Raw genomic sequence first — 13,432 nt, forward strand, 5'->3', positions numbered from 1 at the left:
GCGTGAAGTCATTTCGTCGCAGCACAACGCTTGACGACAGACTCAACGAGTCGCAAAAGAAATGCGTGGCGACACAGGCTGCTCCCGCGGGTCGGGGCTTTCGAATCGGATGGTACAGACGCGATATATTCGCGAATCGCGGAGCCGCATTCCGCAAGTATGCGATATATTCAAGTTATTCTACGATATATCCGATACATCGCATCTTCCAATCCCTCAGCAGATTCTTGGCCGTATCCCTTGGCGCCACCTATGTGCTGGTCTGCCTTGCCACGTCCGCCGTGGCCGGCCCCTCAGAGACACCGCAAAGCTCTCCTCCAGCCACGCTAAGAAATTGGTCCGGACCAGAAAAACCACTGTTTTTACTGGACGATCTGCATGGCAATCCGCGCGATCTGCGCGCCTTCGCTGGAAAAGTCGTCCTAGTGCACTTCTTCGCAACATGGTGTGAGCCATGTGTGAGCGAAATGACGTCGCTGCAGCGGCTGGCCACGGCGACTCGCGGAAAGCCGCTCGTCATCACCGCCGTCGACGTCGCCGAAGTTGATCTTCGTGTTCGGGCGTTCTTCGAAAAACGTCCTGTCGACTTCGCCGTCCTGCTCGACCGCGATCGCGCCGTCAGCAAATCCTGGGACGTCACTGCGCTGCCGACCACGTTCGTGCTCGACTCCAATCTCACACCACGGTTCTTCATCGAAGGCGATCTTGACTGGTCGCGCTCCGATGTTCTGACCGCGCTTGAATCTCTCTATCCCGCTGCGGATCGACCGCAACGCGCAACAGCCAACCGCAAATAACCCAAGCATTCCAAGAGGAGGAGAATATGCAACGGCGAGAATTCCTGAAGGCTACGGCAGCACTGTCATTTGCAACCATACTGCCTGACACAGCCCGCTCAGAGGTCGTATTCGCACCGCAGCCAGGCGCATGGCGGAGCGTCGATCTTGTCACCAAGATCGAGATCGACAGACCGACAGGCAAAATGCAGGCATGGATACCCCTCCCCTCCGTTAACGAGAGCGCGTGGATGCGGCCCGGCGAATCCACATGGAGCAGCAACGCTGCCAGCGTCACGCGCGTGCGTGATGCGAAATACGGCGCCGAGATGCTGCATGCGATTTGGAAAGACGACGAATTCATACCGTCAATCGAGGTCACCAGCCGCGTCGCGATGCGCGACCGCGCAATCGATCTCAGCAAGCCCGGCAACGCCGCGTCGCTCAGCGATGCCGAACGCAAGCTGAACCTGGAAGGCACCGAACTCATTCCGATCGACGGCATCGTCAAGCAGACTTCGGACAAGATCGTGACGACCGCCAACGCCAAGACCGATCTCGAGAAAGCCCGCGCGATCTACGAGTGGGTCGTCGAGAACACCGTCCGCGTCGCATCCACGCGTGGCTGCGGCGTCGGCGATGTCGCAGCAATGCTCAAGAGCGGCAATCTCGGCGGCAAATGCGCCGATCTCAACGCACTTTATGTCGGGCTGGCACGCGCAGCCGGGGTGCCGGCGCGCGATGTCTACGGCGTTCGCGTCATCCCTTCACAATTCGGCTACAAGAGCCTCGGCGCCGGATCGGCCAACGTGACCAAGGCACAGCATTGCCGTGCCGAGGTTTTCCTCGAAGGCTTTGGCTGGGTTCCGGTCGATCCCGCCGATGTCCGCAAGGTGATGCTTGAAGAACCGCCGACAAATCTCGCACTTACCGATCCGAAGGTCGTCGCGGCACGCAAGACGCTGTTCGGAGCATGGGAAGGCAACTGGGTTGCTTACAACACCGCGCATGACCTCACGCTACCGGGGAGTAAGCATACCAAACTGAGCTTCCTGATGTATCCGCAGGCAGAACGTGCGTCGCTTCTGCTCGACTGCCTCGATCCGGACAACTTCAGATACACCCTGATGGTGAAGGAAGTGAAGGCGAGCTAGACGCGCTTGACCGTGCGTATTACGCCAAAATAATCCCGGCAATGGCGACGGCCACCGCCATTGCCGGCTTAGTCCAACTCGATGAGATCAATGCCCGGCGGGCGCCGGCGCGCCATCGATCATCACATTGACGCAGGCCACCTTGCCACTCGCCACCGCGCGCGACAAAGCCGCATCGAGTTCGTCCAGACGAGTGACATACTCACCATGGCCACCCATCGCCTCAGTTGCCAGGTCGTAACGCGCGCCGCTTAGTTGGCAACCGATCAATCGATTGGGGCCATATTCTCGCAATTGAATCTGATGCTCGGCATTCCAGCGCATGTCATTGCCGATGACGATCACGTACGAGGCACCATGGCGTGCAGCGGTTTCCACCTCCGCGAAATGGAAACCAACTGTTCCGTCTCCCATCATGGCAAATACCTTATGACCGGGCTTCGCCAGCGCCGCCGCCAGCCCGTAGCATAACCCGCCACCAATCACGCCGGAAACGCCGTTGATAATCCGATGGTCGGCTGCGGTGAGAGCCTGCGCCCATTGCCCGATTTCTCCGCCATCGCAAACGGCTACGGAATTCGAAGCTAACTTGATCTGACGTTGCACGGCCTCGCACAATTGTGCGGACGTAATCGTCTCTCCTCCCGCGCCGGCTACGGAATTGCGTGTTGCCAAACGCTCCGCGGCCTGCGAGCGCCACTTGGCATGATCCTGCGCATGTGACGCCTTGCCAAGCTCGATCAACTGCATGGCTGCATCAACAGCGGTGGCAGCGGCAGTCATCTTCAGCCGAGAGCCGAGATTCAGATGAGCGCGATCGAATTCACTATTCTCGGCATCGACAACGATCCAGCCCGCATTCGCGTCGAATGAGTTGGCGCCGCCGAACGCCAGCGTAAAGTCGACCCTCTTTCCGAGACTGACGATCAGGTCGGCCTGTGCCAGTACCTTGCCGATTTCGCCTAGGGAAGGATCCCTCAATCCCCGTGGACTTTCCATCACGATCACTGGCACATCGAGCGCTGCCGCCAGACGTTCGGTCAAATTCCCATTGCGCGTACGGTTCAGCGCCGGGCCACAAACCAGAACCGGCCGTTGCGCGGTGGCGATAGCTTGCGCGATACGCTTCGTATCTTCATTGCCGAGCCATTGCGGCACGCGCTCGAAAGCAGACGGCGCCGCTGTCGCTCCCGCATCCGCTTCGAGCACATCGAAAGCCAAAGCGACATGAACCGGGCCGGGGCGGCCCGAGCGCGCGGTGCGTATCGCACGCGCCGTCTCATGCCCAAGATCGGAAGCCTTCGTCGGGCGCACCGACAGCTTGGTCAATGGTGCCGTCACTGCACATTGACTCATCTCCTGAAATGCTCCGCGTCCATCCTGCGCGACAGGCGAGTCACCACTCAACAACAGGACAGGCGTTTCGGATTCACCGACCGAGAACAGCGGCCCAACCGCATTCCCCAATCCACCACCCGCGGTCACCAGCGCCACACCGACCTCTCCGGTCAGTTGCGCGTGAGCTTCCGCCATGAAGACAGCAGCGGCTTCGTGCCGCGTGTGGACGATCTCGATGCCAAGTTCGAAGCAGGCATCGTAGACCGGCATGATCTGATTTCCCGACAGGGAAAAAATCCGGCTCGTCCCGGCCGCTTTGAGCGTTTGTGCAAGAAGATCCGCGCCGCGCATCACAAAGTCCCTTTCATGATTTTTCTTGTACGAGCCGAGAACTCGATCGTGTTCTTGACAGTGTTCAGATTATGGACTGCAACCCCTGCCCTGTGATTGCTATGCGGAGGCACCGATCGCGTGATCAAGCTGATCAACGATCTTTCTCGCAATAGGAATAGCCGATGTCGCCGCTGGCGACGGAGCGTTGCAGACATGCACTTGACGGCTGGTGTTCAGAAACAGGAAATCCTGCAGCAACGAGCCATCAGCCATGACGGCCTGCGCCCGAATTCCTGCCCCGGGCTGCCCCATGTCCGCGAGCGTCAGCCCTGGACAGTACTTTCTGCACAGGTCCAAATAGCGTCGTCGCGAAATGGAATTTCCGAACTCGCTCAGCGCCGCACGAGAGTGCTGCAAGATCAACTTCCAGAACCCGCCGAAGCTTGCCATGCTGATGATGTCGGGTAGGTTCATGCTTCCCTTGTCATAACCCTCGCGATGAAATCCCAGCACTGCATTCGGTCCGATGGTAATGCGGCCATCGATCATCCGGGTCAGATGAATTCCGAGAAATTGCAGATCGGGATCCGGAACGGGATAGATCAAATGCTTGACGATCGACGAGCGCGACGGCGGAAGCGTGAAATACTCCCCTCGGAACGGCACGATCCGATGCGTTGGCTTGAGGCCACCCATCCGGGCGATGCGATCCGATTGCAAGCCAGCACAGGCGATCAGCCGATCTGCCGTCAATCGCTCTCCGCTGTCGAGCATGACGGATACGCCTCGCTCGCTCTCCTCGATTTGCGTGACGGCAGTTCCGGTCACAACTCGCGCACCATTTTGACGGAGTTCTTCCGCCATCGCCGCGCAGATCTGGCGATAATCGACAATACCAGTCGCATGCACAAGAATGGCGCCGTCGCCGGTAATGTTCGGCTCAAGCTGCCGGAGGCGCGTGGCTGAGATTTCCTCGATCGAAATGTTGTTCTGCTCAGCACGGCCGATCAAGGCCTGCATCCTCTCCATTTCGGCAGCATCTGTCGCGACGATCAGCTTGCCGCACGTCTCGAAAGGAATGTTACGCGCGGTGCAAAATTCCTTGGTCGCCATCTCCCCTTCGCGGCAAAGCTGAGCCTTCATCGACCCGGGTGCATAATAAATACCTGCGTGGATGACGCCGCTATTGTGACCCGTCTGGTGAAACGCGAAGCCGTTTTCCTTTTCGACCAGCACGACCCGCGCCTTGGAATCCCTGCGCATGATTTCGGTTGCAGTGGCAAGCCCGACAATGCCGCCGCCGATGACGCAATGGGTATAGGACATCCAGCCAAATCCGACGTTTCTGCAACTTCAAGGACTAGGCGCCGCATCGCCCTGGCGATGCGGCGCTCCGGAAATCAGGATCCGTTAAGATCGTAGATTGCGGGGAAATAAACGTCCTTCCAGTTGGTCGTCGTTCGCTCGACCAATCCCACCTTGTTCATGTGCTTCAGAAAGGTGAGCGTATTTTGGGGTGCCGCATCCCAAATCATTTTCGGATTCTTCAGGATCGCGAGGGCGTCGTCCATGCTGAATTTCTTGACGTCCATCTCGATCCAGACTTTCGCAGCATAGTTGATGTCCGAACGGATCATGCCCTGCGCTTCCTTCAGCGCATCGACGAAAGCCTTCAGCAGTTTGGGATTTTGCTGAATGAAGCGATCGGTCGCATAGGCCACCGCGATCGGATAAGGCCCGCCGACGGCATCGTAGCTGTTCAGCACCACATGAACCCGTGGGTCCTTCAGCTCGATATCCTGGAATGGCGACTGGCCAAAGTGTGCGTCGATGCTGCCGCCGAGCATAGCCGCCATTGCATCGCCGTGCCCCATGGAGATCGTATAAGGATCGACGGAAAACGCCTTGGCTTCGCCCATCTGCTTTATGGCTGCCATCTGGATCATGACCGCCTGGTTTGAAATCTTGACGGCAGGCAGCGCGATCTTGTCAACCGAGGAGAAATCGGCCAGCGTTTTCACCTTGGGATTTGTCGTCACAAGAAACTGCGGATGCGAAGAGATCGAGGCAATCCCCTTCACTTTGTAATTGTTCTGGGTCTTCGACCAGATGGTTAGCAGCGGCGGAATGCCGCCCGTCGCGATATCGAGATTGCCGGAAAGAAGCGCCTCGTTCATCGCCGCACCGCCGGTGAATTTCAGCCATTCTGTCGTGATGTCGACGCCAGCCTTTTTCGCATATTTCTCAAACAGCTTCTCGTGCTCCATCACCATCAGCGGCAGATAGCCAACGCCCGGCTGCTTGGCGATGCGCACGTTAACGGGCGCAGCAAAGGCAGGCGCCGCCATGAGAGAGACAAGACCTGCAGCAAATACCTGACGGATCCATTTCATGATATCTCGACCTCACTTTTGATGATTGGTTCTCGATCAAACTGTTCGGATTGCGCGTGACTGAAAATCCTTATCCAGCAGCCAAAATCGCAGCCTCCGCTTCGCGAAGCTGCAACCATTTTCGGGAGGGTTTGGAAAAGAGAAGATGTCGCAGGACCACGTCCTGCATGACGAGCAGCACCATGTCACTGCACCCTCCCCAGGTTTCGACACAGTTCTTTGCGGAATCTGCGCCACGTTCTGAGCTTTTCTTTTGCACGATTCATGCGGATTGTTAGCTCCGCCACTCCGTGCAGAAGTCGCCAGAATTCTTATTCGATGATCCTAACGAAGAAATCGCTGAGTAGCACAGAATAAATTTCTAATACTTACGATATAAATAGAATTACCCGCTCGGCGCGTATCGACATCATCAAATATCAATAAAGAAAGCGCTGCCGCACCGCGAATATGCAATCGCAGCATGCGACGTTTTGGCTTTTGATCGATCGTCTCAGAACGATCGATCCATGAAATCCATCATGCCGCGCGTGCGCCGTAGAACAGCGTCACGACATGGCGCGCTTCCGCGAAAAACAGCCAGCGCTCAACCAGTACACCCACCGCGGCAAGCAGAACCGCGATCATCAACGGGATCGTGGCCGCAACGCCACTCACCAGAATGGCGATCAACACCAGAACAAACGGCGCCGCGAACAGCGCAAGCAGCGACATCCTACGCAGCTTATCGGCGTGCTTACGGGCAATGGTGAAGCCCATCTCGCGCATCAGATAGTTTTCTTCGGTGTGAGGCGCCTCGAACAGGCGCACCTTGCCGATGTTGCCGAGGCCGGTCGCGCTTTCAGGGCTGCTCGGATGCCGGGTCGTTGCGATGAAGCGCCAATAGCTCAGCTTGGCGATCAGCGCGGCAACACCCGCCACCAGCACGACAATATCGACGCCCTGCGAACCCTGACCGAACAGGTGCAGGATCGTGGCTAGCAACAGCGCGCCGCTGTAAAGACCGAGCGCCAGATAGTTCGGCACAACATAGGCGTTGTGCCACTGGTGGATCGTTTTCAGCGACGCATAGATCATCGCGGTGCAATAGATCGTCACAAGCGAGGCGACCGCCGTGATGAGCCCAAGCGCCACCGCGGCGGCGCCCGGCGCAGGCGAGACGATCCAGGCCAACAGCAAGAGTCCGGCCGGAACATACGTCACGAACGAGCAGATGCCTTCACGCGATAACCATGAGGTGCGCCATTGCGAGAACGCGCGCCACGCGCGCTCAGGTCGGCCGAGATGGAATGTCGAGGACAACAGTCCAACTGTCACCAGCGTAAGCGCAAGTGGCAACACGACGAGCGCGACCATTCGATCTCCCGGCGCACCGGAGAATGCCGACATCAGGCCATACCAGACGAGCAGGCCGTAGCCTGCGCCCGATGCCGTGGTGAAAATGATAACCGAGAGTGCGGGATGCATCGTTTCACCTCAGCGCGACAGGACGCGATCGGCCCAGCGGAGCAAGGCAGCGCCCTTGCCCTCCGAGGCCGATTTCTTCGCCACGATATCGACCAGCGAAATGTCGTTCTGCGAACTGCACGAGCCGTTCTTGCGCGGCCGCGGCGGCAGATAGCGGTTGACCGGCTTGTAGCCGAGTTCCGGCATCAACTCATAACCGCCACGCTCCGCGACAAGGCGCGAGACATCGGAGTCCGGATCGCCGAGATCGCCGAAATGGCGGGCGCTCGCAGGACAGGTCGCGACGCAAGCCGGAACACGATCCGCCTCAGGCAGATTCTCGTTGTAGATTTTGTCAACGCACAACGTGCACTTCTTCATCACGCCGTCGTCTTCATCGAATTCGCGCGCGCCGTAAGGGCACGCCCATGAGCAGAGCTTGCAGCCGATGCAGGTGTCGGCATTAACCAGAACAATGCCGTCTTCGGTGCGCTTGTAGGACGCGCCGGTCGGGCACACGGTGACACAAGCCGGCTCCTCGCAATGCAGGCAGGAACGCGGGAAGTTGACAGTTCGCGACGCCTCACCTTGCCCTGCTTCGTAGGTGTGCACGCGATTGAACCAGACGCCGTCGGACTTCTTCTGGAAATCGCTCAGCGGCCCGGAATGACCGCTCGCGTTCCACTCCTTGCAGTTCACCGCGCAAGCATGGCAGCCGACACAGGTGTCGAGATCGATGACAAGGCCGAGCTTCTTCTGGCCGGGCACGGGTGTGGGAAGCGACGTCACTTTGCGGCTCCTGTTGATTTGCGGGCCGGAAGCGGATCCCACGGATTCTTGCGGCCTTCGGCGTCGAAGCGCAGCACGTCGGGACGCTGCGGCATGTGCGGTGGACGCTTGAGCACCGGGAATTCCGGCAATGGCGTACGTTCGTTCATCGCCGCCTTCTCGATACGCACGCGAACGTCGTACCAGGCCGCCTGTCCGGTCACCGGATCGGAATTGGAATAACGATAGCCGTCCTTCTCGGGCAGTTGCTCTGAAATGACGTGGTTCAACAGGAAACCCTCGGTGCCCTCCGGCGCGTCGGACGGCAGATTCCATGCGCCCTTGCGCTTGCCGATCGCATTCCACGTCCACACCGTGTCTGGATTCACACCCTCCATGGTGCGTACCGGCACACGAATGCGTCCGTGATAGCTCGTCACCCAGACGTAATCGTCGTCAGCAAGGCCAAGTTTCTCCGCCGTCTCGCGATTCATATAGAGGAAGTTTTTCGAGAATATCTGGCGCAGCCAGGCATTCTGCGAGTGCCACGAATGGTACATCGCCATCGGGCGCTGGGTGATAGCGGAAAGCGGAAATTCGGTTGCCGACACCGCCTGCTCTTCCAGCGGCTGATACCAGATCGGCAACGGATCGAAATAGGTCTTCACCCGCTCGCGATCGCGCTCCGGCGGCTGGATCGGGCCGTGGCCTTCCGCCGCCAGCTTAAACTTCTGCAACGGCTCGCTGTAGAGATGCAGCACAATCTGATCGGCCTTGTCGATCATGCCGAGTTTCACGGCATGCTCGAGATAGTTCTTATTGCCGTGCTTGAAGTAGACCTCGTCATGCGGCAGTTCGAGCCGCCAGAAGCTCTTGTTCTCGATGTAGCGATCGAGCTGGTTCTTGTTCGGCGCGCCCTTACCGGACGCCTCGCCATCCTCACCACGAAAACCGGCGAGTGGGCCGATACCCGGCTTGCGCTGGTGGTTGACGATGTAATCAGGATAGCCGCCGGGATATTTCGGCGTACCGTCGTCGTTGACGAAACCCGGCAGCTTGAGACGTGCGCCGAGTTCAATCAGCACATCCTGGAACGGCCGCACGTCGCGGTCGGGCTTCAGCACCGGGCGGCGGATCGCGTCCGCAGGACCATGCGCGCTGCCGATCGGACGATCGAGCAACGAAATGCAATCCCAGCGCTCGAGATATGTCGTGTCCGGCAGCACGAGGTCGGAATAGGACACCATCTCGGACGCATAGGCATCCGAATAGATGATCTTCGGAATCTTGTAGCTGCCGTCTTCATTCTTGTCGGTCAGCATCTTCATGGTACCGGCCGTGTTCATGGACGAATTCCACGCCATGTTGGCCATGTACATGAACAGCACATCGACCGGATAAGGATCGGCCGCCCACGCATTGTGGATCGCCATGTGCATCAGCCCGTGCGACGACAGCGGCGCTTCCCACGAATAAGCCTTGTCAAGGCGGAGCGGCCCGCCGTTCTCATCGACAAGCAGGTCCTCGGGACCCATGGTGAAGCCAAGCGGCATGCCGTCGAGCGGCTTGTCCGGCGCCCACGTCTTGCCGGCGGGCTTGGGGCCGCCGGGCAGCGGCTTCGGATACGGCGCCTTGTAGCGCCATGAACCGGGCGTATCGACCGCGCCGAGCAGCATCTGCAACACATGCAGCGCGCGGCAGGTGTGGAAGCCGTTGGAATGTGCGGATATCCCGCGCATCGCGTGCATCGAGATCGGACGGCCAACCATCTTGTTATGACGCCGGCCGGCCCAGTCGGTCCACGGCTGATCGAGTACAACGGGCTCGTTGAAAACTTCGGCGATTTCATCGGCAATGCGGCGGATGCGCTCTGCCGGCACACCGCAACGCTCCGCAACCGCCTCGGGCGAAAATTCATCGCTCATATAGCGGTCAGCAAGAAGCTGGAACGACGGGGTCACACGGCGACCGTCTTCAAGCTGGAAATGACCCACGATCGCGGGCGAGAAATCCGTGCCGCTCGCGGCAACCGCCTTCCCTGCTTTGCTGTCCCACGCGAGCGGCGCACCATTGGTGTCGCGCGCGAACAGGCCATGATCGGCGCCGCCCGGATTTTGCACGACCAGCCATGTCGCGTTGGTGTAGCGCGCGAGGAAATCGAGATCGACGATATCCGCCTGCAGCAGGCAATGGATCAGTGCGAAAACAAAAAGCCCATCGGTACCCGGGCGAATGCCAACCCACTCATCCGCGATCGCGGAATAGCCGGTCTTGACCGGGTTGATCGACATGAACTTGGCGCCGCGCTTCTTGAGCTCGGCAAGACCGATTTTGATCGGGTTGGAGTCGTGGTCTTCCGCAACACCAAACAGCATGAAATACTTGGTGTGCTCCCAGTCTGGCTCGCCGAATTCCCAGAATGCGCCGCCGACCGAATAGAGGCCGCCGGCTGCCATGTTGACCGAGCAGAAGCCGCCATGCGCGGCAAAGTTCGGGGTCCCGAACTGCATCCCCCACCAGCCAGTGAGAGACTGGCTCTGATCACGCCCGGTGAAGAAGGCGAGCTTCTTGGGATCGGTATGGCGGATATCGCCGAGCCACTTCGTAGCGAGATCGAGCGCTTCCTCCCACTCGATCTCCTTGAACTCGCCGCTTCCGCGCTCGCCGGTGCGCAACAGCGGCTTGCGCAGCTTTGCCGGGGAATATTGCTGCATGATGCCGGCGGAGCCCTTGCCGCATAGCACGCCGCGATTGACCGGATGATCCTTGTTGCCTTCGATATATCGGATGCGGCCGTCCTTGATGTGGACTTTGATGCCGCAACGGCAGGCGCACATGTAGCATGTGGTGTACTTCACCTCGTCGCCGACGACGGGTGAGGTCTCGACGACCTCGGCGGGACCCGCCAGCATCTCCAGCAGATCGCGCCCCTCGCCCGTAGCCGCATCATGCTGCTCGGCACCAACATCACGATGGAGCATGCGGCCCGCATGACCCAGTGCGTCTCCGATCAAACTCATCCTGGTCCGACCTTCCTCATTGGGATCGCCCATCGGTCAATCCGCGTTTCCGATTAGAACGAGTCGAAGAGATAATTTCAACGCGAAATCAAATACTTATCGATTGATTTTTACGAACGATCCAATCGCCTGTGACGATTGGTGTGCATCGCGGAAAGAAAAATGCCGGCGGCTTTCAAACGGCCACCGGCGATCTTTGTTCGATGATGACGACGCACGCGATGCGTGCGCGAGGGCATTTATTGAAAGACTTCCTCGGTCGCGCGATTGATTTCGTCGACGTATCTCTTGCGGGCAAATGCCTCGGTGAGAAAGCCGAGGACTTCATGCGTGGTCTCGTCACTGACGGCAAGGATCTCGGATTCCGCCTTGTCGAAGCAAGCCATCGCAACCTTGATGTTCATCGATGGCGTCAACGTCATGTCGCGATATTTCGCCAGTTCGGAAACCTCGCGCGTGTCCGCGCCGACATCGAAGTCGCTGGAGAACAGATCCGCCAGCAGCACGGTCCCCGCATAATGCCCTTCTTCGTCGAGCAGAAAGATCGCGTGGGTCGAGCCGAGCGGATGGAGATGGCGGCACACCTCGATCGTCGCCCGGCGTGGCTCGGTCTTTACATCGGTGCGCATCAGCCGGGACACCGTGAGGCTTCGCAACCAGCCGACATCATGCGCACCCCGGATAGTTTCGCCGCGCAGATGCAATCGCCATGTCGAGAACGAATGTCCAAAAAACTGGCGCACCATCATGCTCGTGACGAGGCAAGAGGCGAGCACGCCCGCCGTGATCTCGAGGCTGCGCGTCATCTCGAGCACAAGGAAAGACATCGTCAGCGGACCGCCGACGATCGCGACGCCGAGACACGCCATCGCCGTCAGCGCGCTGACGTTCGGGTCGACGTGAAACGCCAGTGCTGGAACGTACAGATGAAGGACTGTCGCAAACAATTTTCCGATCAGGGAGCCGATGAACAGCGACGCAAAAAACAGCCCGCCCCGGAATCCCGATGCGAGAGAAATCAGACATGCCCCAAGTTTGAGAACGATCAACAAGGCGATATGGCTGGGAAGCATGTCGCGCGACAGGTCCAGAACCATCGCGCCATGCCCTGCACCAAGCACCTGGGGGGTTATCCCTGCCATAGCTGCAATGCAGATGCCGCCGATCACCGGGCGCAGCCAGATCGGCACGACCTTGTGCCCGAAGACACGTTCCACCAGCGGCGCGGCCCGCATGACCAAAATGCCGATCACGCTGACGAGAACGGCCAGGACGAGCATCAGGCCATATTGGCGCAGGTCGCTCATCACCAGATCGGGGACATTCAAGGAATAAGTGTTCGTCCCAAGCCACCGCACCACCAGCGTCCCCGAGATCGCCGCCGCCAGAATTGGCGCCGCGCTCGCGACCGTGTACGTTCCCACAATCAGCTCGCAGGCATAGAAAGCACCGGTCAACGGAGCATCGAACGCCGCTGCAATGGCGGCGGCGGCGCCCGCTCCGACGATAATGCGCAGGTCGCTGCGGCGAAGGTTCAGGAAACGGCCTCCGAGAGACGACAATCCCGCGCCGATCTGGGTGTAGCCCGCCTCCAGTCCCACGGAAGCACCCGACCCGTTTGAGATCAGGGTCTGAAGGCTGACAATGACACTGTCGCGCAGGGACAATCGGCCGCCGCGCAATGCATTGGCTTCCACCGGATCGACGGCGGCCGATATTTTTTTCCGCCGCCGATACCATTCCATAAGGCCCAGTATGAATCCGCCAACGACAAGCGAGGCGCCCGCAACCCACGGATTGATCACGTCATTGGCGCTGAGCCGGACATCGATGCGAATTCCATAGATCAGTACATGGGCAAGCTGGGCAAGCTCGCTCATGAGCGTCACGACAAATCCGGTTCCGACACCAAGAGCAACCGCAAGAAAGACGAGGAAAAACTCGTTCGTCCGCACCCTCGCTCGCAGCCAAGCTCTCAGCGACATCCGAGCACACTCATCAAATGACAGCCTCGGCAGGCCGATCGCCGTGCCGCAGACTGCGGGCCGTTTGTCAGGATCGATTGCGTTTCAGAAGATGAGACGGCCATCAACCCGGAGGACACGATGGAATAGGTATTTCCGACTCAGTTCGGCGTGTCCAATGGAATCGCGGCCCGCTTCGGGGAAACGCGATAGGTTGACGCTCAAATTCAACGAGCGCGC

The 13,432-nt window shown here is 59.2% G+C and carries 9 protein-coding genes and 1 pseudogene; 2 read left to right on the top strand and 8 right to left on the bottom strand.

Annotated elements, in window-relative coordinates:
- The first annotated feature begins 254 nt into the window (after positions 1 to 254).
- Both AFIDRAFT_RS01450 and AFIDRAFT_RS01455 read left to right on the top strand, forming a co-directional pair.
- Positions 255 to 797, top strand: a complete 543-nt coding sequence (locus AFIDRAFT_RS01450; RefSeq protein ID WP_245258097.1) for a TlpA disulfide reductase family protein — start codon at positions 255 to 257, stop codon at positions 795 to 797.
- A 26-nt stretch (positions 798 to 823) separates the two neighbouring features.
- Positions 824 to 1,930, top strand: coding sequence for a transglutaminase-like domain-containing protein (locus AFIDRAFT_RS01455; protein ID WP_009337182.1), 1,107 nt, complete (start codon positions 824 to 826; stop codon positions 1,928 to 1,930).
- 87 nt (positions 1,931 to 2,017) lie between these two features.
- On the opposite strand, the gene AFIDRAFT_RS01460 is transcribed toward AFIDRAFT_RS01455, so the two are convergent.
- The 8 genes and pseudogenes from AFIDRAFT_RS01460 to AFIDRAFT_RS01490 form a co-directional block, all read right to left on the bottom strand.
- Positions 2,018 to 3,139, bottom strand: a complete 1,122-nt coding sequence (locus AFIDRAFT_RS01460) for a thiamine pyrophosphate-dependent enzyme (RefSeq protein WP_245258139.1) — start codon at positions 3,137 to 3,139, stop codon at positions 2,018 to 2,020.
- A 192-nt stretch (positions 3,140 to 3,331) separates the two neighbouring features.
- Positions 3,332 to 3,619: pseudogene (locus tag AFIDRAFT_RS20095) on the bottom strand (thiamine pyrophosphate-binding protein); the annotation flags it as partial.
- Positions 3,620 to 3,718: 99 nt separating this feature from the next.
- On the bottom strand, positions 3,719 to 4,927 hold the full coding sequence (gene lhgD / locus AFIDRAFT_RS01465) for an L-2-hydroxyglutarate dehydrogenase (protein WP_009337184.1): 1,209 nt from the start codon (positions 4,925 to 4,927) through the stop codon (positions 3,719 to 3,721).
- 74 nt (positions 4,928 to 5,001) lie between these two features.
- Positions 5,002 to 5,994, bottom strand: coding sequence for an ABC transporter substrate-binding protein (locus tag AFIDRAFT_RS01470; RefSeq protein WP_009337185.1), 993 nt, complete (start codon positions 5,992 to 5,994; stop codon positions 5,002 to 5,004).
- 519 nt (positions 5,995 to 6,513) lie between these two features.
- The gene (locus AFIDRAFT_RS01475; RefSeq protein ID WP_009337187.1) at positions 6,514 to 7,461 is read right to left on the bottom strand and encodes a dimethyl sulfoxide reductase anchor subunit family protein; all 948 of its coding nucleotides are present in this window, start codon (positions 7,459 to 7,461) and stop codon (positions 6,514 to 6,516) included.
- A gap of 9 nt (positions 7,462 to 7,470) precedes the next feature.
- Positions 7,471 to 8,229: a 4Fe-4S dicluster domain-containing protein gene (locus AFIDRAFT_RS01480; protein ID WP_009337188.1), complete on the bottom strand. Its 759-nt coding sequence runs from the start codon at positions 8,227 to 8,229 to the stop codon at positions 7,471 to 7,473.
- A complete protein-coding gene (locus AFIDRAFT_RS01485; RefSeq protein ID WP_009337189.1) occupies positions 8,226 to 11,261 on the bottom strand; it encodes a molybdopterin oxidoreductase family protein in 3,036 nt (1,011 codons plus the stop codon). Before AFIDRAFT_RS01485 ends, AFIDRAFT_RS01480 begins: the two co-directional genes overlap by 4 nt.
- 206 nt (positions 11,262 to 11,467) lie before the next feature.
- Positions 11,468 to 13,213 (bottom strand): chloride channel protein, encoded by a 1,746-nt coding sequence (locus AFIDRAFT_RS01490; RefSeq protein ID WP_009337190.1) that lies wholly within the window; start codon positions 13,211 to 13,213, stop codon positions 11,468 to 11,470.
- Between the last annotated feature and the right edge of the window lie 219 nt (positions 13,214 to 13,432).

Origin of the sequence: Afipia sp. 1NLS2 (genome assembly GCF_000178995.1) — a bacterium.
GTDB lineage: Bacteria > Pseudomonadota > Alphaproteobacteria > Rhizobiales > Xanthobacteraceae > Afipia.